Genomic DNA, 19,881 nt, shown 5'->3' on the forward strand with positions numbered 1-19,881 from the left:
CCCGCAGAGTCCCTTATGGGAAGCCGTGCATTTGCCGCCCCATCGGCATCATGTTGTGATCGAGATGGCCGAGGATCCACACGGATCCACCGATCAGTAGCAGCACGACCAGCGTGCCGAAGGCGAGCGCCAGCACGTTGTTGGTGTTGTCCGGCCCGGTGGTCACATGCAAAAAGAAGACGAGGTGGACGCCCATCTGCGCGATGGCGAGCACCACCAGCGCCATCGGGATCGCCGGCCGCCAGACCAAAGGCAGGTTGACCATCGCGAACGCCGCCGCGGTCAGCAGCGCGGCCAGGCCCAGCCCCACGACATAGCCGCTGGTGCCGCCGGCGAATTCCTCGCCCTCCGCGGCTTCGTCGCCCGGGGCGGTATCGCCGCTGTCGGTTTCGCGCTCACTCATGGCGCCACTCCCATCAGATAGACCATGGTGAAGATGCCGACCCAAACGATGTCGAGGGCATGCCAGAACAGGTTGAAGCACATCAGCCGGCGCAGCACCTGCGGCCGGAAGCCATTCACCCAGAGCTGCGCCATCATCGTGCCGAGCCAGAGCAGCCCCACGGCGATGTGCAGTCCGTGCAGCCCCACCAGCCCGTAAAAGGCCGAGAGGAAGGCGCTGCGCTGCGGGCCGGCGCCATTGCCGATCATCTCGGCGAACTCGGTCAGTTCCAGCGCGAGGAACACCGCGCCGAGCAGCCCGGTCGCCAGCAGCCAGAGCTGCGCGGGCACCAGCTTCCGTTTCTCCGCCGCGACACCGGCAAGCCCGCAGGTGAAGCTGGAGAGGAGCAGCGCCGCCGTCTCCAGCGCGACGCGCTCCTGCCCGAACAGGTCGTGCGGGGACGGCCCGCCGGCCGTCTGCTTGGCGAGGACTGCATAGGCGGCGAAGAAGCCCGAGAAGAGGATGATGTCGCTCAGCAGGTAGATCCAGAAGCCATAGCCCACCGTGGTGCGCTTGCTGGCGGGACCGCCCTCGCCGCGGCCGGTGTTGTCGTCCCCGGCACCACTGCGGCCCATGCGATAGGGATCCTGTGCGTGTGCCGTCATGCCGGATGCTCCTGGTTCGCGTCGAGCCACTTCTGGCGCGAAGCGCGACGGGCGCGGTCGATCCGCGCGACCTCTTCGGCGGGGATCGCGGTCTCCTCCTCGTCGCGCCAGGCGAAGACCACGAAAGTGGCATAAGCGCCGATGAAGCCCAGCGCCGCCAGCCACCAGATGCTCCAGATCATCGCGAAGCCGATCAGCGTCGCGAAGAAGGCGGTGACGACGCCGGTCGCACTGTTGCGCGGCATCTCGATCGCCTCGTATTCGGGCTCGTCGCCCAGCGCCTGGCTCTCGAGCGCCTTGCGCTTGATCGTCCAATAAGGCTCCTCGCCGTGCACGCGCGGCAGCACCGCGAAGTTGAACGCTGGCGGCGGGGACGAGGTCGCCCATTCGAGCGAGCGGCCGTCCCAGGGATCGCCGGTCTCGTCGCGCAGCGCCTCTCGGTTGCGGATGCTGACGACGATCTGGATCATCTGCGAGGCGACGCCCAGCATCATCACCCCGATTCCCGCCACCGAAACGTAGAGCCACGGCGCCCATTCGGTGAAGTCGATATGCTGCAGCCGCCGGGTCATCCCCTCCAGCCCCAGCACGTACATCGCGCCGAACACGATCAGGAAGCCGGCGAGCGTCAGCCAGAAGGCCATCTTCCCCCAGAATTCGTCGAGCCGGAAGCCGAACGCCTTGGGGAACCAGTAGGTGATGCCGGCGAACGCGCCGAAGATCACGCCCGAGTTGATGACGTTGTGGAAGTGCGCGACCAGGAACATCGAATTGTGCAGCATGAAGTCGGCCGGCGGCACCGCGAGCAGCACCCCGGTCATCCCGCCGATGATGAAGGTCATCATGAAGGCGAGCGACCAGAGCATCGGCGTGGGAAAGCGCAGACGGCCGCCATACATGGTGAACAGCCAGTTGTAGATCTTCACACCGGTGCCGACCGCGATGATGCTGGTGGCGATGCCGAAGGCGGCGTTGACGTCCGCCCCCGCCCCCATCGTGAAGAAATGGTGCAGCCACACCGTGAACGACACGACGACGATGAACAGCGTCGCCGCGACCATCGAGCGGTAGCCGAACAGCGGCTTGGACGAGAAGGTGGAGAAGATCTCGGAGAAGATGCCGAACGCCGGCAGGATGAGGATATAGACCTCCGGGTGCCCCCAGGCCCAGATGAGGTTCACGAACATCATCATGTTGCCGCCGGCTTCGTTGGTGAAGAAGTGGAAGCCGAGATACCGGTCCAGCGCCAACATGGTGAGCGTGGCGGTGAGGATCGGAAAGGCCGCGACGATCAGCATGTTGGCGCCCAGCGCCGTCCAGCAGAACATTGGCATGCGGAGATAGCCCATGCCCGGCGCGCGCAGCTTGAGGATCGTCGTCACCAGGTTGATGCCCGACATCAACGTGCCGACCCCCGAGATCTGGATCGCCCAGACATAATAATCGACGCCGACGCCGGGCGAGTAGGTCGTCTCGCTCAAGGGGGCGTAGGGTAGCCAGCCGGTGCGCGCGAACTCGCCGATTACCAGGCTCATGTTGACCAGCAGCGCGCCTGAAGCCGTCAGCCAAAAGCTTGTCGAGTTGAGCGTCGGGAAGGCGACATCGCGCACGCCGAGCTGGAGCGGCACGACGAAATTCATCAGCCCGATGATTACCGGCATCGCGCCGAAGAAGATCATGATCGTGCCGTGCGCCGAGAAGATCTGGTCGTAATGCTCGGGCGGCAGATAGCCCTGGGCATGGCCGATCGCGTTCGCCTGCTGGGTGCGCATCATGATCGCATCGACGAAACCGCGCAGCAGCATAACGAGGCCGAGCAGTACATACATCACCCCGATCCGCTTGTGATCGACCGAAGTGATCCATTCCTTCCACAGATAGGGCCAATGGCCCTTCACCGTGATCCAGCCTAGCACGGCGAGCAGCGCCAGCGCGACGCCGCCCGCCGCGATCAGCGGGATCGGCTGGCTGAACGGAATCGCGGACCAAGTGAGCTTACCGAGCATGGTCACTCCGCCGTTCCGGGGGAAATCTGGGGTTGGCCGTCTCGGCCCTGGTTCGGACCGGGGGCGGGCGGCAAATGCTGCGCGACGATCATGTCGAACAGCCCCGGCTGCACCGCGCCCCAATGCTTGGCGGGCTCATGCTGGCTCTGGCGGGCGAGTACGCGATAGGCGCGGCCGTCGAGCAGGCCACCCGCCGCCTTCACGGCCGCCACCCAGCGGGTGAACTCCGCCACGGGTACCGCCTGCAGCCGAAAGTTCATGTCCGAGAAGCCGTCGCCGCTGTAATGCGCGCTCTGGCCGTAATAGCTGCCGGGCTTGTCCGCCTGCAGGTGCAGCGTCGTCGCCATGCCGTTCATCGTGTAGATCTGGCTGCCAAGCCGCGGCACGAAGAAGCTGTTCATCACGCTCGCCGAGGTGAGGCGGAAGCGGATCGGCACGCCCGCCGGCACCACCGCGCCGTTGAGCGTGGCGATCCCTTGCGCGGGATAGACGAACAGCCATTTCCAATCGAGCGAGACCACCTGCACCTCGAGCGGCGGCGTCTTCTCCGCGAGCGGCTTGGCGGGATCGAGCGCGTGGCTACCGATCCAGATCAGCCCGCTGAGGAACAGGATGGTCAGCAGCGGGATCGACCAGACGATCAGCTCGATCCGCCCCGAATAGACGAACGCCGGCCGGTACTTTGCCTTGCGATTGCCGGCACGGAACCACCAGGCGAAGGCAAGCGTGGCGATCATAGTAGGGACAATGATCGCCAACATGATCGCCAGCGAATCGAGCAGGATGATGCGGTTGTTCGCGCCGATCGGCCCGCCTGAACGCAGGATGCTCGCCCCGCTACAGCCGCCCAGCAGGAACAAGAGCATGGCGGACGCACCCCACCCGGTGCGGGTTGCCGCGGCGTTGCGCGGTCTGGGGTGATCCATGGGGTGGCGCTCCTCCTGATGCGGGGGGCAACGACGCGGCGGCGCCCCCGTTCCCGAAATCGGCGCCGGAGGTCAGCCTTTCGCGCGATTCGCCAGCTGGAGCAGCGCGGCGATCAGCGACAGCCCGCCGCCAAGCAGCGCGACACCGGTCCATCCGCCCATTGCCCAGGCGATCGTCGCAGTCGCCGAGCCCGCGGAGGCACCGAGGAACATCGACCCCATCAGGACGGTGTTGAGCCGCGCCCGCGCCTCGGGGCGAAGCGCGAAGATGATGTGCTGGTTGGAGACAAGCGCGCTCTGCACAGCGAAATCGAGCACGACGACGCCGATCACCAGCGCGGCGATGCTCACCCACAGGCCGAACAGCAGCCAGCTCGCCACCGCGAGCAGCGCGCCAAGCAGCACCACCCGGTGCGGCCCGCTCTTGTCCGCGATCCGGCCCGCCAGCGGTGCGCCGAGGATACCCGCCGCACCGACCACACCGAACAGCCCCGCGACGTCGGCGCCCAAGTTGAAGCGCGGCGTCTGCAGATACAGCGCGAGGATCGTCCAGAAGCCGGTGAACCCCGCAAAGAGCAACGCCTGAGTGATCGCCGCCAGCCGCAGTGCCGGAAATTCTCGCCAGAGATGCGCGAGCGAGCCGAGCAGTGCACCATAGCCGAGCGTCGCCTGGGGCTCGCTCCGCGGCAGGCGCCACGCCATGACGCCGGCGGTACCGAGCGCCAGCGGCACCCCCAGCCAGAACATCTCGCGCCACCCGAAGTGCGTCCCGACAAAACCCGACAACGTCCGGCTGAGCAGGATGCCGCACAGCAGACCCGCCATCACCGTACCGACCGTCTGCCCGCGCCGCGCCGGATCTGCGAGGTGCGCCGCGAAGGGCACGATCTGCTGCGCGACGCTCGCCGCCGCGCCGACCAGCAGCGAGGCCCCGATCAGCATCCAGGCATTGGGCGCCAGCGCCGCCCCGACCAGCGCCGCCGCCAGTACCAAGAACTGGAGCACGATCAGCCGCTTGCGCTCATGGAGGTCGCCCAGCGGCACGAGCAGGAACAGGCCCGCAGCATAGCCGAGCTGGGTCGCCGTCGGCACCAGCCCCGCGGGCTGGCCGGGCAGGTCGCGTTCGATGATGCCGAGCAGCGGCTGGTTGTAATAGATATTGGCGACTGCGAGCCCGGCGGCAGCGGCCATCGCGAAGGTCAGGCCTCGGCTTAGCGGCGCGGTGGTTTGGGATGCATGCAAAGCGTCGACTCCTCGGGCGTTCGGCCGCCCAGATAGGGAACGCATCACATGGTTGTTACTGTCCGATGGTTTGTGGGCCGCCGTCGTCAAGCAGGTTCGTCTCGGCCATCGCGTTGTCGGGCTCGTCGACATGACCGTCCGGATCGACATGAATCAGGATTTCGGTGTCGGGAAACGCCTCGCTCAGTGCGCCCTCCAGCCGCTCGACCACGTCATGTGCCTCGGCGATCGTCATGCAGGCGCGCATTGCGACGTGGAACTGAACGAAATCGCGGTTGCCGCTGGTGCGGGTGCGCAGATCATGCAGGCTTTTGAGCTCGGGATATTCGGCCGCGATCTCGACAAAGCGGCGGCGCTTTTCCTCGGGCCATTCGCGGTCCATCAGCTGGTCGATCGCCGCGACCGAGGCACGCCACGCGCCCCAGAGCAGCCAGAAGGCGATGGCAATGCCGAACACGGGATCCGCGCCGCGCAACCCCAGATAGCTCTCGCTCACCAACGCCGCGATCACCGCCGCGTTAAGATACAGGTCCGAACTGTAATGGATGCTGTCCGTCGTGATCGCGATCGAACCAGTCTGCCGGATCACGGATGCCTGATAGCGGGTGAGCGCGAGCGTCACGAGGATCGCGACCACCGAAACCGCGATGCCGTCAGCCGGGTGTGCGCTGACCTCGCTCTGCACCAGCCGCTGCACCGCGCGCAGCAGGATCGCGAAGCCCGAGATGGCGATAATCACCACCTGGAACAAAGCCGCCAGCGCCTCGGCCTTGCCATGGCCGAAGCGGTGCTCGTCGTCCGCCGGCTGCGAGGCCCAGTGGACCCCGCCCAGCGTCACCAGCGAGGCGACGAGGTCGAGCCCCGAATCGGCAAGGCTGGCGAGCACCGCGACGGAACCCGTCTTCACCGCCGCATAGGATTTGAGCGCGCCCAGGAAGAGCGCGCTGCACACGCTGGCGATCGCCGCGCGGCGGGCGAGATTACTCATGGATAGAGCATGCCTTCACTCCAGCCCTCGCCGATGCGGGTAAAGACACGGCGCTCATGCAGGCGGTGCTCGCGGTCGAGCCAGAATTCGATCCGCTCAGGGGTCACGCGATAGCCGCCCCAGTGCGGCGGGCGTGGCACCGGCTGCTCCTCGAACCGCGCCTGCACCTCGGCGAAGCGGGCTTCGAACGTGGCGCGGCTGTCGAGCGGGCGCGACTGGTCCGAAGCCCAGGCGCCGAGCTGCGAATCGCGGCTGCGGCTGGCGAAATAGGCATCAGACTCCGCGTCGCTGGCGAAGGCGATGGGCCCTTCGATGCGGATCTGGCGGCGGAGCGACTTCCAGTGGAAGAGCAAAGCCACATGCGGGTTGGCGGCGAGGTCGCCAGCCTTGCGGCTCTCGCGGTTGGTGTAGAAGACGAAGCCGCGTTCGTCATAGCCCTTGAGCAGCACCATCCGCACCGAGGGATGGCCCTGCGCGTCCGCGGTGGCCAGCGCCATCGCGTTGGAATCGTTGACCTCGGTGGTGCGCGCCTCGGTGTACCAGGTGTGGAACAGCGCAAAAGGATCGGTGCTCATGGGATGTGCCTCTACAGCCTAAACGCCGCCGTTGCGATGGGCGGAACATGGTGCCCTTTGGGGAATTGAATCGGGCCTGCAACGAGGAGACTTCCGCATGGCGGCACGTGCCTATTGGCAGGGACAGATCCGGCTGGCCCTCGTTTCGATTCCCGTCGAAATATACACCGCCACCAAGTCCGGCGCGCAGATCGCGTTCCACCAGATCCACGAGCCGAGCGGCCAGCGGATCAAGTACGAGAAGGTCGCGCCGGGCGTTGGCGCGGTCGAGCCGGACGAGATCGTGAAAGGCTATGAGGTCGAGAAGGGCGAGTACGTGCTGCTCGAGCAGGACGAGATCGATGCGGTGAAGCTCGAATCCAAGAAGACGCTGGAGCTCACCCAGTTCGTCGACGCCGACGAGATCGACGTGCTCTATTACGAACGCCCCTATTTCGTGGTGCCCGCCGACGATCTCGCCGAGGAAGCGTTCATCGTGCTGCGTGAGGCGCTGCGGCGGGCGCGGAAGGTTGGGCTGGGCCAGTTGGCGATGCGCGGCCGCGAATATGTGGTTAGCCTCAAGCCCTGCGGGCGCGGCATGATCCTGGAGACGCTGCGCTATGCCGACGAGGTGCAGAAGGCGCAGGGCTATTTCCGCGAGATCCCGGACAGCGAGCCCGACCCCGAGCTGCTCGACCTGGCGCAAACGCTGATCGAGAAGAAGTCGGGCAGCTTCGATCCCAAAGGCTTCCACGACCGCTATGTCGATGCGCTACGCGACCTGATCGAGAAGAAGAAAAAGGCCAAAGGCGCCAAGATCCTGGAAGACCCGGACAAGCCGGAAAGCCGTGGCTCCAACGTCGTCGATCTGATGGCGGCGCTGAAGAAGTCGCTGAACACCGGCGACGCCAAGCCTGCGTCCAAGACCAAGGCGCCGGCGAAGAAGGCAGCGCTCAAGAAGCCGGCGGCGAAGAAGCGTGCCTGACGCCGACAGCCTCGCCCGCTACAACGCCAAGCGCGACTTCGCGAAGACCGCGGAGCCCGCGGGCAAGATCGCGAAGGGCAGCGGCAACCGCTTCCTCGTCCAGAAGCACGATGCGACCCGGCTGCACTGGGACTTCCGGCTGGAAGTGGACGGCGTGCTCAAGAGCTGGGCGGTGACGCGCGGGCCCAGCCTCGATCCCGACGAGAAAAGGCTGGCGGTGCGCACCGAGGACCACCCGCTCTCCTATGCCGATTTCGAGGGGACGATCCCCAAGGGCGAATATGGCGGCGGCACCGTGATGCTGTGGGACAGCGGCACCTGGGAACCGATTCCGGGCAAGAGCGCCAAGAATCTGGCGAAGGGCCATCTCCATTTCGTGCTCCACGGGGAGCGGATGCAGGGCGAATGGCTGCTGATTCGCCTCAAGCCGCGCGGCAAGGAAAAGGCCGAGAACTGGCTGCTGCGCAAAATCGACGAAGGGTTTGCAGGCGCCACGGACGAATTGGTGGAAACCGGCCTCACCAGCGTCACCACCGGCCGCACGATGCAGGAAATCGCCGAGGGCGCGAGCCCCAAGATCCTCCCCGGGACGGGGAGGGGGACCAAGCCGCAACGCGGCTTGGTGAAGGGGGAGCGCGGCTTGGTGAAGGGGGAGCGCGGCAAGGGGAGCCGTTCCAGAAAGAGCGCTGCCCAGCCGAAGCCCCCCTCCACCACCGCTTCGCGGCGGTCCCCCTCCCCGTCCCGGGGAGGATCGAAGGCGCCACCGTTTCAATCCCCCCAGCTCGCCACGCTGGTCGACGCGGTACCCACAGGCAACCAATGGCTCCACGAGATCAAATATGACGGCTACCGCGCGCTGATCGCCACCGGCAGCGGCGGGACGAAGATCTACACCCGCTCCGGGCTCGACTGGACCGACAAATTCCCCGGCATCGCCGAAGCTGCCGCCACGCTCCCGCCCGGCGCGATGATCGACGGCGAGATCGTCGCGATGAAGGACGACAAGCCCGATTTCTCCACGCTGCAGGAGGCGATCTCAGCCGGCGGCGAGGGACTGCTGTTCTTCGCCTTCGACCTGCTTGCCGAAACGGGCGAGGACCTGACCGCTCTCCCCCAGATCGAGCGCAAGGAACGCCTGCGCGCGCTGATCGAGGGGACGGACGATCGCATCCGCTTCTCCGAACACATTATCGGGCAGGGCGAGAAGCTGTTCGAGAGCATGTGCCGCGAGGGCTTCGAAGGCGTCGTCTCGAAGCGCGCCGATGCGCCCTATCGCGGCACGCGCAGCAAGGCGTGGCTCAAGATCAAGTGCACGCATCGGCAGGAGCTCGTGATCCTCGGCTGGATCGCCTCCAGCGCAAAGGGCCGCGGGTTCAAGTCGCTGCTGCTTGGGCTGAACGGGTCCGACGGGCTCGTCTATGCTGGCAAGGTCGGCACCGGATTCAATTCGGAAACGCTGCTCTCGATGCGCGAACGCCTCGACAGCCTCGCCACCGACACGCCCGCCGCCAAGGTCCCCCGCCCCGATGCACGCGGCGCGCATTGGGTGAAGCCCGAGCTGGTCGCCGAGATCGCCTTTGCCGAGTTCACCGCCGAGAAGGTCGTCCGCCACGCCAGCTTCCTCGGCCTGCGCCAGGACAAGCCCGCCGACGCGGTCGTCGCCGAGGAGCCGGCGGTGCTTCCCGACGCGGCACCCTCGTCCATCAAGATCAGCAGCCGCGACCGGGTGATCTTCCCCGAGTCGAAGCTGACCAAGGGCGATCTCGCCGACTATTACGCCGCCGTCGCCCCCATCGCGCTGCCCTGGCTGGCCGAGCGCCCGATCAGCCTGGTCCGCTGCCCGCAGGGCCGCGCCAAGCAATGCTTCTTCCAGAAGCACGATGCCGGCAGCTTCGGCGAACAGGTCCACCATGTCGACATCCGCGAGAAGGACGGATCGACCGAGCCCTATCTCTACGTCTCGGACGCCGACGGCGTGCTCGCCTGCGTGCAGATGGGGACGATCGAATTCCACGGTTGGGGATCGCGCGTCGCCGATGTCGAGAAGCCCGACCGGCTGGTGTTCGACCTCGATCCCGACGAGGGGCTCGATTTCGAGGTGGTGAAGAAGGCGGCCGAGCATCTGAAGGAACAGCTCGCCGAAATCGGGCTGACCAGCTGGCCGATGCTCTCCGGCGGCAAGGGCGTGCATGTCGTGGTGCCGCTGGTGCCGCAGGCCGAGTGGCCGGCGGCGAAGAGCTTCTGCGAACGCTTCGCCCGCGCGCTCGCCCAGGCCGAGCCCGAGCGCTTCACCGCCAACCTGAAAAAGGCGAGCCGGACGGGGCGCATCTTCATCGACTATCTGCGCAACCAGCGCGGATCGACCGCGGTGCTCCCCTATGTCGCGCGGGCACGCGCCAACGCGCCCGTCGCGGCACCGGTCACCTGGACCGAGCTGCGCGGGATCGACAGCGCCCATGCCTTCACGATCAAGGATGCGGCAACACTGCTCGAACGCGCCGCCGGCCGGGCGCTGCGCGGCTGGGGTACCGCCGACCAGACGCTCCCCGATCTGTAACACCGCTGTCACGAGGCTTTCGCATGGGCAGCGTAGCGCGCCGCACGGGAAGGCAGGTCCGTGCGCACAGCTTCGTCCGAGATCATTCGCTGGGTGGCGCTGCACGTGGTGCCGCAAGAGCCGCAGGTGCGCGGAGCGCTGCGCCGTGCCGGCGTTGCCGAGGCGGACATCGACGACCTGATCCAGGAAGCCTATTGCCGCTTCGCCGCGATGGACAGCATCGCCCATGTCGATCGGCCCGGCGCCTATTTCATGCAGATGGTGAAGAACCTTTGGCGCGACCAGCTGCGCCGTGCGCGCGTCGTGCGATTCGAGGAAGTTACGGAAATCGCCCAGTGGCTCGTCGAGGCAGAGGAACTGGGCGTGGAAGCGGCAGTGGCGGCGCGCGAGCAGGTGCGGATGGTAGAGCGGCTGCTCGCCGACCTGCCCGAGCGATGCCGCACCATCTTCACGCTCAAGCGGATCGAAGGGCTGCCGCAAAGAGAGATTGCGCGACGGCTCGGGGTAAGTGAAAGCATCGTCGAGAACGACGTGCAGAAGGCGCTGCGGCGCATCCAGCACGCGGTACGGACCGAGCGGTTCGAGAAGGAAGCATTGGGCGTTGGCGAACCGCGGCAGACCCGCATCCCGGCTTGAAGACGAGGCTGCCCGCTGGGCGGCCCGCATCGACGCATCGCCCGATACCGCACCGCCCGGCCTCGATCGCTGGCTGGCCGCGGACCCCGTGCATGCCGGCGCCCTGCTCCGCGCCCAGGCGACGCTGGTACTGCTGGGGGGCGCGGTGCCGGAGACGCTGGTCGCGGAGGATCCAGGCCCATCCCGCCGATTCTGGTGGCTGGGCGGGGCGAGTGCCACGCTCGCCGCCGGGCTGGCTGCCGCTGCGCTGCTGCTGCCCGCCCGCGGCGAGGCGATCCGCACCGGCATCGGCGAGGTGCGATCGGTGGCGCTGCACGACGGCTCCTCGCTCGCGGTCGATGCGCGCAGCGATCTCGTCACCCGCATCGGCAGCACCGCGCGCACCGTCGCGCTCAACGACGGCAAGGCGCTGTTCCGCGTCCGCCACGATGCCGCCGCGCCGTTCCGCGTCACCGTCGGCGACGTGACGATCACCGATATCGGCACCGTCTTCCAGGTCGACGCCGATCGCGACGGCGGCACGGTGGACGTGCTGGTGAGCGAAGGCTTGGTCGAGGTCGCCGCCGCCGGGCACACGCTCCGTCTCGCCGCGGGCCAGCGGGCGCGCTTCGCGATCGACGGCGGCACGGCGGCGACGGTCGAGCATGTCGACGCCCCCGGGATCGAACGCGCGCTCGGCTGGACCAGCGGCCGGCTCGATCTCGACGGCGAGACGCTGGGCGAGGCGGTGGCCGAGCTCAATCGGCACAACCAGCTGCAGATCACGCTCGCCAGCCCCGCACTTGCCCGCGAGAAGCTGTACGGCGCCTTCCGCATCGACGATTCCGCCGGCTTCGCGCAGAGCGCCGCGATCGGCCTCGGCACCCGGGCGCGCGTCGGCCCGGACGCGATCGTGCTCGGCACCCCCGAAAAAAAGTAGCGCGCGGGTAAGGAAATCGCCGCGCCCACCGTCAGGCAATCGAGAACCGCGCCATTCCGGCGCCTTGGGGTGGAAGACATGATCTCGAAGAATCGCTGGCTCGGCGCGACGGCAGTCGTGGCGATGAGCACGCTCGCCCAGCCGGCGCTGGCGCAGGTGCAGAGCTTCAACATTCCGGCGCAGGACGTCACCAGTGCGGTGCGGCTGTTCGCGCGCCAAGGCGGCGTGCAGATCATCGTTGCTGGCAGCGTCGGTGGGGGCCGGCGGATCAATGCGGTGTCGGGCAAGATGCCGGTCGACGAGGCGCTACAGCGGATGCTCGCGCATACCGGCCTCGCCGTGCGCAGCACCGGCCCCGGGCGCTATGTGATCGTCGCCGAGGAGCGCCCGGCGCAGACCAGCCAGGCGGAGCCGGAGACGGTCGAGGTTCCCGGCGAGATCGTCGTCACCGGCTTCCGCGCCTCGCAGCGCGAAGCGGTGGCGGAGAAGCGGGCAGCGGACAATGTCATCGAGACCCTCCACGCCAATGATGTCGGCAAGCTGCCCGACCAGAATGTCGCCGAGGCGATCAAGCGCCTGCCCGGCCTGTCGGTCGCCAACGACCAGGGGGAGGGCCGCTACGCGATCGTCCGCGGCATCGACCCGAGCCTGCTCAACGTCACGCTGAACGGCCAGACGCTGCCCGCGCCCGAGCCCGCCGGCCGCCAGGTGAAGCTGGACGACCTGCCCTCGGCGATGATCCAGTCGGTGGCGGTCACCAAGTCGCTGCTTGCCAGCCAGGACGCCAATGCCATCGCCGGCGAAGTCGCGATCCGCACCCGTACCGGGTTCGACAGCGTAAAGCCCTTCTTCCTCGATGCGCGCGCGGCGCAGGGCTGGTATTCGCTGAACCACAAGGTACCCTACGAGCTCGACGGCACCGTCGGCGGCCGCTTCGGCGCGCAGGAACAGTTCGGCGCGGTCGTCTCGGTCAACTATTCGCAGCGGCCGATCGAGAGCCAGAACTATCAGGGCTCGACCAACTTCAACGCCGCAGGCGTACCCGACGGCAACGGCCTGCGCGACTATAACCTCACCCGAACCCGGCTCGGCGTGGTCGGCAATTTCGACTGGCGCGCAAGCGACACGGTGAAGCTGTACCTGCGCTCCAGCTATTCCAAATTCCAGGATCACGAGACGCGCGACCAGAACCGCCTGGCGGTCACCGGCTTCGGCACCGCGCTCAAGGGCACCGGCACGATCCTCGTCCGCCGCCGCAACGAGAATGACAACACCAAGTCGGTGACGCTGGGCGGCGAATTCGACTCGGTCGCCGGCGGCAAGCTGGAGGTCTCGGGCAACTGGACCCGCGCCGAGAAGAAGGATCCGCTGCGCAGCGAGTTCACCTTCACCACCGCCAAGGGTGCGCTGACGCTCAACTATGATCCGTCGACCTACCCCTACACGCTGGTGCCGACCACGCCGGCCTTCGCCACGCCGACGCTGTTCACCTACAGCAAGGTCAATTTCGACCAGCGCAGCACCTATGAGGAACTGTGGCAGGGCCGGTTCGACTATACCCATGACGTGGCGATCGGCGACGATTCCACCATCCAGCTCGGCGGCAAATATCTCCGCCGCGAGAAGGTGAACGACCAGAACAAGACCAACTACAAGACCGGCAGCGCGAAATGGACGCTGGCCAGCCCCGTCGGCTATCCGGGCGAAAGCGATTTCTACGACGGCATGTTCGGCTTCGGCACGCGGATCAATTACGACGCGGCCAAGGCTTATTTCGACGCCAATCCAAGCGCGGTGGCGATCGACAAGAGCGGCACGATCAGTGACACGCTGGCGAACGACTTCGGCGTGAAGGAGAAGATCGCCGCCGGCTATGTGATGGCGACGCTGACGTTCGGCGGCCTCACCCTGGTGCCCGGCGTGCGCGTCGAGCATACCGAGGATGACGTGAAGGCGAAGGTGGTCAACGCCGCCTCGACGCTCGGCGATGGCTATAACAGCTTCGGCCACACCAGCTACACCGATGTGTTCCCGGGCGTGAACGCCAAATTCGCATTCGCCCGCAACCTGCTGCTGCGCGGCGCGGTGACGACCTCGATCGGCCGACCCAATTATTCCAACCTTGCGCCCTATGTTCTGGTCGACACCAGCGATCCGGCGGTGGCGGCGATCTCGCTCGGCAACCCCGGCCTCAAGCCCTATCGTGCGGTGAACTACGACGCGGCATTGGAATATTATCCGGCGCCGGGCGCGATCCTGTCGGCCGGATTCTTCCACAAGCAGATCGACAACCCGATCTACAGCAACACCAATCGCCAGACCAACGTGACCGCCGCCAACGTCACCTATGCGGCAGCCAACGTCACCAGCCTGCTCAACGCCGATTCGGAAACGGTCACCGGCGTAGAGGGGAATGTGCAGGTGCAGTTCACCTTCCTGCCGGGGGTGCTGAGCGGCTTCGGCCTTTCGGCGAACTTCACCCATGTCTGGGGCCACGCCAATGCCGGCGCGATCCGCGCGGGCGACGTGCCGCTCGCCTATCAATCGAAGAATGTCGGCAACGCGCAGATCTTTTTCGAGAAATACGGGCTGAGCGCGCGCGTGGCGTTCAACTACCGCTCCTCCTATCTCGACACGATCGCGGCGACCGCCGCCGCCGACCAATATACCGACGGCAACGGCCAGCTTGACGTGCATCTGAGCTACCAGGTGACACCGCAGTTCACCCTCTTCGGCGACGCGATCAACCTGACCGACGCGCCATGGCGGCGCTATATCGGCACGAAGAACCTGCTCGTGGAGCGCGAGCGCTACGGCACCCAGCTGCGCGGCGGCGTGCAGATCCATTTCTGAAGGACAACCGGACGATGAAAGTGCGGATCGGATTGGGGCTCGCCCTTGCCCTCGCCCTCGGTTCCCCGGCGGCTGCCGGCGCCCGCCCCGCCGCGCCGCTACCCCCCGGTTCGCTGGCGGTAGACCGCGTCGTGATGCTGATGCGCCACGGCGTACGTCCGCCGACCAAGGCCCCGCCCATGCCGCCCGAGGTGACGCCCGAGCGCTGGCCCGATTGGCCGGTTCGGCCGGGTTGGCTCACCCCGCACGGCGCCGCAGCAGTGGCCCGGCTGGGCGCGGCCGATGCCACCGCCTGGCGATTCCACCGCCTGCTCCCGACCAAGGGCTGCCCGGTGCCGGGCGCGGTCCGCATCGTCGCCGACAGCGACCAGCGCACGATCGAAACCGCGAAGGCCTGGGCGGCGACGCTGGCACCAGGCTGCCCCCTTGCCATCGATCATCGCCCGCAGGACGTGCCCGATCCCCGCTTCAACGCAATCGAATCGGGCGAGGCGCCGCTCGATCCCGCGAAGGCCGATGCTGCCGTGGCGGCCGAAGTCGGCCCCGGCGGGTTCGCCGCGCTCGATGCGCGTTACCGGCCGCTGCTGACCCGGCTCGACACCGTCCTGTGCGGCTCCCCGCGCCCCGGCTGCGGCGTGTCCGGTACCCCGACCGGCATCGCGCCGGCGCGCGCCGACAAGCGCCCCAAGCTGACCGGCGCGATCGACCGCGCCTCCACCGCCGCGCAGATCCTGCTGCTGGAGGCGGCCGAGGGCATGCCGATCGCGCGCATCGGCTGGGGCCGCGCGACGCTGGCGGACGTGACCATGCTCGGCGAATTCCATGCGCTCGAATTCCGCATCCTCGCCCGTCCCCGCCCCATCGCCGTGGCGAACTTCGCGGGCCTTGCCGAGATCGTCCGCACCGGGCTGGCCGACAGCGGACCGCGCGTGACGATGATTGCAGGCCACGATACCAACATCGCCAATCTCGGCGGGCTGTTCGACGTGCACTGGCAGATCCCCGGCTTCGCCGCCGACGATCCCGTACCCGGAGGCGCGTTGATCCTGGAACGGCTGCACGATCGCGCGGGCAAGCGCTATGTCCGCCTTCGCTACCGCGCGCAGACGCTGGACCAGCTCCGCACCGCAGCGCCGCTCGGTGCCCACGGTCCGCACGATCGGATTCTTCCCGTCCCCGGGTGCAACGCACGCGGTGTTGCCGGGTTGTGTACCCTGGACGAGGCGCTCGCCAAGCTCGGCTGAGACAGTCCCGCACATCTCCCGTGTTGCATGGCACCATCGTTTCGCCCATCACCGCGGCCGAGAAAGGGAAGCAGCTGTGGCCAGCCTTGCCGAGGCGGGATTGTTCGATGCGGGCACGATCGCCGATCGTTGGATCGCTGACTATTGCGGCCATGCACCCGCAGGCGACGTGCTGTGCGCGGAATCCGGCACGCCCTGGAGCGCGCTCTTCGAGGAGCTGGCAGGGCTTTCCGGCGACGGGCTGACCATCGCCCGCGAGCGTGCGCATCGCCATGCCGAGGATATCGGCACCGGCTACCGCATCGGCGACGATGGCGAGGAACGCCCTTGGCCGCTGTCCCCGGTGCCGCTGCTCATCGACCAGCGGGAATGGCGCGCGATCGAGGCCGGCGTCGCCCAGCGCGCCGAGCTGATGGAGCGGCTGCTCCGCGACCTGTATGGCCCGACCCGACTGGTAGCCGACGGCCATCTCCCCGCCGCGCTGCTCACCGGCAGCCCTTTCTTCCTTCGCCCGCTGACCCACCTGACCCCGCCGGGCGAGCATCACCTGCACTTCGTCGCGTTCGACCTGTGTCGCAGCCCGGACGGACATTGGCGCGTGCTCGCCGACCATCTCCGGGCCCCGGCCGGCGCCGGCTATGCGCTGGAGAACCGGCTGGCGATGGCGCGCACCCTGGGCGGGCTGCAGGGCCGGCTGAATATCGAGCGCCACGCCCCCTTCTTCGCCGCCTTCCGCGACGGCATCGCCACCGCGTGCCGACGTGCCGAGCCGCGCATGGCGCTGCTCACCCCCGGCCGCTTCACCGCCAGCTATGCCGAGCAGGCCCATCTTGCCCGCTATCTCGGCTTCCTGCTCGTCGAGGGCGCCGATCTCGCGGTGCTCGACGACCGCGTCTACGTCCGCACCATCGCCGGACTGAAGCGGGTGGATGCGCTGTGGCACCGTTTCGACCCGCGCTATCTCGATCCGCTCGCGCTCGATTCGCACTCCCGGATCGGCGTTGCGGGGCTGATCGATGCGACGGTCGCCGGCAATGTCGTGATCGCCAATGCGCCGGGCGCCGGGCTGCTGGAGGCACCGGCCTTCGCCGCCTTCCTGCCGCGCCTCAGCGAAATCCTGCTCGGCGAGCCGCTGCGCCTGCCCAATATCGCGACCTGGTGGTGCGGCCAGTCTGCCGAAGCCGCGCATGTCGCAGCCCATCTCGACCAGATGGTCGTCGCGCCTGCCTTCGGCACCCCGCCGCTCGGCCTGCCCGACGGCAAGGCGGTGCTCGGCGCACATCTGGATGACGCCGCGCGGGCAGCGCTGCGCGACGATCTCACCCGGCGGCCACAGGACTATGTCGGGCAGGAAGTCGTCTGCCTTTCGACCATGCCCTTCGTTGCCGAGGATCGGCTGGCGCCGCGGCCCTTCACCCTGCGCGTCTTCGCGGCGCGCGATGCCGCCGGGCAGTGGACGGTGCTCCCCGGTGGCTTCGCGCGGATCGGCGAGCATGCCGACGCCCGCGCCGCGGTGATGGGGGAAGGCAGCTGGTCGGCCGATGTCTGCATCCACGGGCCCGATCCGGTGGCGCCGGTATCGCTGCTCCCCTCGGGCGACTCGACCCAGCTGCGCCGCAATCCCGGCACGCTGCCCAGCCGCGTGGCGGATAACATGTTCTGGCTCGGCCGCTATCTGGAGCGCGGCGAGGCACTGCTCTCGGTGCTGCGCGTGCTGCTCGGCCATTCGATCAGCGCGGATACGGGCGCGGCGCTCTCGGCCGAGACGGTCGAGCGGCTTGCCCAGCTGGTGGTCGCCGCCGGTGCCGCCCCAGCGCCCCGCGCCTTCAAGCGCCAGGACCTGACCCAGCTCGCCCGCACCGCGCTCGAATCGACCGATGGCTGGACCAGCGTCCGCGCGATCAACCGCCAGGCGCGGTCGATCGGCGCCGTCTCGCGCGACCGCCTCTCGGCCGATATGATCCGTCTGCTCGACGCCCCCTTCCCCGAGCGCGGCGTGCTGCTCGATCGCGCGGGATCGCTGCAGCGGCGCTATTCGGCGCTGGCGGGGCAGGCCGGCGAGCATATGGGCCGCACCGATGCGTGGCGTTTTCACGATCTCGGCCGCCGCATCGAGCGTGCGCTGGCGACGATCGGCTTTCTGCGTGCGCTCGGTGGACCCCAGGCGACCGCCGACGACCTTTCGACCTTGCTGGACCTCGCGGACAGCCAGATCAGCTATCGCCAGCGCTATCTTACGGGCATGGCGCGGGTCCCGGTGCTCGACCTGCTCGCGCTGGACCCCGGCAATCCGCGCGGGCTGGCCTTCCAGGCGGCGGCGATCTCCGCCCACCTCAATGCGTTGCCGGTCCTCTCCGACGACGGGCTGGCCGAGCCGCAGCAGGAACAGGCGCGGAGCATCGCCGCAACGCTGGTGACGGCGCGCGCCACCGCCATCGACGACGCCTGGCTGGCCGATCTTCAGGGGCGGCTGTGGAGTCTCTCGGAAGCGGTCGCCCGCCGCTATTTCCTGCACGGCGCGGAGCCGCTGCGCGCGGCGGGGCTCGTCCTCGCATGATGCTCTATCGCATCCGCCATGTGACGCGGTTCGACTATGCCCAGCCGGTCGCCTTTGCACGCTGCAATCTGCGGCTGAAGCCGATCCTGTGGTCCGGGCAGATGATCGAGGAATATGCGCTGAGCGTGCAGCCCGGCGGGCGCACCTACCCGGCGCGCGCGGAGGCGGGCCTCGCCAATGTCGTGCGGCTGGTGGTGGAGCACGACGCGAACAGCCTGACGATCGAGAGCAGCGCGCAGGTACGTGTCGACCGCCAGATCCCGGTTCCTGCCCCCGGCGATCCCACCATCGCACAGATCGCCGCCTGGGCGCGGGAAAGCCGCGACCCGACCCCGGCCGGCCCCGCCGCCTATCTCTTCCCTTCGCCGCTGATCCCGCTCGACCGCGACATCGCCGCCTGGTGCGCGGAAGAGCTGCGGCAGGACCGCGGCATCCTCGAAGCCGGCATCGCGCTCGCCCAGCGCATCCAGCGCGACTTCGCCTTCGATCCCACCGCGACCCTGGTCGACACGCCCCCGCACGAGGCGTTCGCGAAGCGCGGCGGCGTCTGCCAGGATTTCGCGCAGATCATGCTCTCCGGCCTGCGCGCCGCCGGGCTGCCCGCCGCCTATGTCTCGGGCTATCTGCGCACGCTGCCGCCGCCCGGCCAGCCCCGGCTCGTCGGTGCGGACGCGACCCATGCCTGGGTGCTGCTGTGGTGCGGGCCCCAGCTCGGCTGGGTCGGCGTCGATCCCACCAACGGCATCTGGATGGCCGAGGATCACATCGTGATGGCGATCGGCCGCGACTATGCCGACATCGCGCCGATCGACGGCATCGTGCTCGGCTCAGGCGCGCAGAACATGCACGTCTCGGTCGATGTCGAGCCGCTGGACGTGGCCCTGCCCGCCTGAGCAAGCGCCAACGAAAAAGGGCCGGCGTTGCCGCCAGCCCTGTTTTCGGTCGTTCGCGAAGACGCGATCAGCCTTCGTAATCGCCACCCAGATTCTGGTTGCGCGGCGGCGCGGCGGCGGTGAGACGAAGGGCCTCGGCCTGGGCTTGGATCGAACCGATTTCGTCCGGTGCATCCTCGTCGTCGACGCGGACGCGCTGCAGGCTCGCCACCACTGCTTCCTGCAGATGGTCGGGACGCACGGTCTCCTCGGCGATCTCGCGCAGGGCGACGACCGGGTTCTTGTCGCGGTCGCGATCGAGAGTCAGATCGGCACCACCGGAAATCTGCCGCGCGCGCTGGGCGGCGAACAACACCAGGTCGAACCGGTTGGGAACCTTGTCGACGCAATCCTCGACTGTGACGCGCGCCATAAAACGCTTCCTTGGGATAGGGGTGTCCGGGAAAGACCGGCCAGTTAGAGGCCGGCTGCCGA

General features: G+C 67.9%; 16 protein-coding genes. 8 read left to right on the top strand and 8 right to left on the bottom strand.

Annotated features, from left to right (window positions below; translation table 11 throughout):
* Positions 1-13: 13 nt before the first annotated feature.
* The 7 genes from cyoD to pdxH all read right to left on the bottom strand — a co-directional run bounded on the left by cyoD (position 14) and on the right by pdxH (position 6,784).
* Positions 14-403 (bottom strand): cytochrome o ubiquinol oxidase subunit IV, encoded by a 390-nt coding sequence (gene cyoD / locus A7X12_RS05305; RefSeq protein WP_064310580.1) that lies wholly within the window; start codon positions 401-403, stop codon positions 14-16.
* A complete protein-coding gene (gene cyoC / locus A7X12_RS05310) occupies positions 400-1,047 on the bottom strand; it encodes a cytochrome o ubiquinol oxidase subunit III (protein WP_064310581.1) in 648 nt (215 codons plus the stop codon). Before cyoC ends, cyoD begins: the two co-directional genes overlap by 4 nt.
* Positions 1,044-3,053 (bottom strand): cbb3-type cytochrome c oxidase subunit I, encoded by a 2,010-nt coding sequence (locus A7X12_RS05315; protein ID WP_064310582.1) that lies wholly within the window; start codon positions 3,051-3,053, stop codon positions 1,044-1,046. Before A7X12_RS05315 ends, cyoC begins: the two co-directional genes overlap by 4 nt.
* A gap of 2 nt (positions 3,054-3,055) precedes the next feature.
* Entirely contained in the window at positions 3,056-3,979 is a 924-nt protein-coding gene (cyoA, locus tag A7X12_RS05320; RefSeq protein ID WP_232318368.1) for a ubiquinol oxidase subunit II, read from the bottom strand.
* Positions 3,980-4,051: 72 nt separating this feature from the next.
* Positions 4,052-5,221: an MFS transporter gene (locus A7X12_RS05325; protein WP_064310584.1), complete on the bottom strand. Its 1,170-nt coding sequence runs from the start codon at positions 5,219-5,221 to the stop codon at positions 4,052-4,054.
* 55 nt (positions 5,222-5,276) lie between these two features.
* Entirely contained in the window at positions 5,277-6,209 is a 933-nt protein-coding gene (locus A7X12_RS05330; RefSeq protein WP_064310585.1) for a cation diffusion facilitator family transporter, read from the bottom strand.
* Positions 6,206-6,784: a pyridoxamine 5'-phosphate oxidase gene (gene pdxH, locus A7X12_RS05335; protein ID WP_064310586.1), complete on the bottom strand. Its 579-nt coding sequence runs from the start codon at positions 6,782-6,784 to the stop codon at positions 6,206-6,208. Before pdxH ends, A7X12_RS05330 begins: the two co-directional genes overlap by 4 nt.
* Before the next feature lie 97 nt (positions 6,785-6,881).
* Here pdxH and ku point away from each other — a divergent pair, with 97 nt between their 5' ends.
* From ku to A7X12_RS05375, 8 genes are all read left to right on the top strand, one after another.
* Entirely contained in the window at positions 6,882-7,748 is an 867-nt protein-coding gene (ku, locus tag A7X12_RS05340; protein WP_064310587.1) for a non-homologous end joining protein Ku, read from the top strand.
* Positions 7,741-10,305 carry a DNA ligase D gene (gene ligD, locus A7X12_RS05345; RefSeq protein WP_064310588.1) on the top strand — a complete coding sequence of 855 codons (2,565 nt, stop codon included), beginning with the start codon at positions 7,741-7,743 and terminating at the stop codon, positions 10,303-10,305. Before ku ends, ligD begins: the two co-directional genes overlap by 8 nt.
* Positions 10,306-10,365: 60 nt before the next feature.
* Entirely contained in the window at positions 10,366-10,941 is a 576-nt protein-coding gene (locus A7X12_RS05350; protein WP_232318369.1) for an RNA polymerase sigma factor, read from the top strand.
* Positions 10,907-11,860, top strand: a complete 954-nt coding sequence (locus A7X12_RS05355; protein WP_064310589.1) for a FecR family protein — start codon at positions 10,907-10,909, stop codon at positions 11,858-11,860. The genes A7X12_RS05350 and A7X12_RS05355 overlap by 35 nt, the downstream gene beginning before the upstream one ends.
* Positions 11,861-11,938: 78 nt before the next feature.
* Entirely contained in the window at positions 11,939-14,713 is a 2,775-nt protein-coding gene (locus tag A7X12_RS05360) for a TonB-dependent receptor (protein WP_064310590.1), read from the top strand.
* A 14-nt stretch (positions 14,714-14,727) separates the two neighbouring features.
* Positions 14,728-15,957, top strand: coding sequence for a histidine-type phosphatase (locus tag A7X12_RS05365; RefSeq protein ID WP_157105499.1), 1,230 nt, complete (start codon positions 14,728-14,730; stop codon positions 15,955-15,957).
* 76 nt (positions 15,958-16,033) lie between these two features.
* Positions 16,034-18,514 (top strand): circularly permuted type 2 ATP-grasp protein, encoded by a 2,481-nt coding sequence (locus tag A7X12_RS05370; RefSeq protein ID WP_064310591.1) that lies wholly within the window; start codon positions 16,034-16,036, stop codon positions 18,512-18,514.
* On the top strand, positions 18,514-19,407 hold the full coding sequence (locus tag A7X12_RS05375) for a transglutaminase family protein (protein ID WP_064310696.1): 894 nt from the start codon (positions 18,514-18,516) through the stop codon (positions 19,405-19,407). Before A7X12_RS05370 ends, A7X12_RS05375 begins: the two co-directional genes overlap by 1 nt.
* A gap of 67 nt (positions 19,408-19,474) precedes the next feature.
* Here the strand turns inward: A7X12_RS05375 and rpoZ are convergent, their stop codons facing one another.
* On the bottom strand, positions 19,475-19,819 hold the full coding sequence (gene rpoZ / locus A7X12_RS05380; protein WP_064310592.1) for a DNA-directed RNA polymerase subunit omega: 345 nt from the start codon (positions 19,817-19,819) through the stop codon (positions 19,475-19,477).
* Positions 19,820-19,881: the final 62 nt, after the last annotated feature.

Origin of the sequence: Sphingomonas sp. TDK1, from assembly GCF_001650735.1 — a bacterium.
In the GTDB taxonomy this organism is placed as follows: Bacteria; Pseudomonadota; Alphaproteobacteria; order Sphingomonadales; family Sphingomonadaceae; genus Sphingomonas.

Excerpts from the sequence above, each read along its gene's own strand:
- cyoD (WP_064310580.1), bottom strand. The coding sequence starts at position 403 with ATGAGTGAGCGCGAAACCGACAGCGGCGATACCGCCCCGGGCGACGAA.
- cyoC (WP_064310581.1), bottom strand. The coding sequence starts at position 1,047 with ATGACGGCACACGCACAGGATCCCTATCGCATGGGCCGCAGTGGTGCC.
- A7X12_RS05315 (WP_064310582.1), bottom strand. The coding sequence starts at position 3,053 with ATGCTCGGTAAGCTCACTTGGTCCGCGATTCCGTTCAGCCAGCCGATC.
- cyoA (WP_232318368.1), bottom strand. The coding sequence starts at position 3,979 with ATGGATCACCCCAGACCGCGCAACGCCGCGGCAACCCGCACCGGGTGG.
- A7X12_RS05330 (WP_064310585.1), bottom strand. The coding sequence starts at position 6,209 with ATGAGTAATCTCGCCCGCCGCGCGGCGATCGCCAGCGTGTGCAGCGCG.
- pdxH (WP_064310586.1), bottom strand. The coding sequence starts at position 6,784 with ATGAGCACCGATCCTTTTGCGCTGTTCCACACCTGGTACACCGAGGCG.
- ku (WP_064310587.1), top strand. The coding sequence starts at position 6,882 with ATGGCGGCACGTGCCTATTGGCAGGGACAGATCCGGCTGGCCCTCGTT.
- A7X12_RS05360 (WP_064310590.1), top strand. The coding sequence starts at position 11,939 with ATGATCTCGAAGAATCGCTGGCTCGGCGCGACGGCAGTCGTGGCGATG.
- A7X12_RS05365 (WP_157105499.1), top strand. The coding sequence starts at position 14,728 with ATGAAAGTGCGGATCGGATTGGGGCTCGCCCTTGCCCTCGCCCTCGGT.
- A7X12_RS05375 (WP_064310696.1), top strand. The coding sequence starts at position 18,514 with ATGCTCTATCGCATCCGCCATGTGACGCGGTTCGACTATGCCCAGCCG.
- rpoZ (WP_064310592.1), bottom strand. The coding sequence starts at position 19,819 with ATGGCGCGCGTCACAGTCGAGGATTGCGTCGACAAGGTTCCCAACCGG.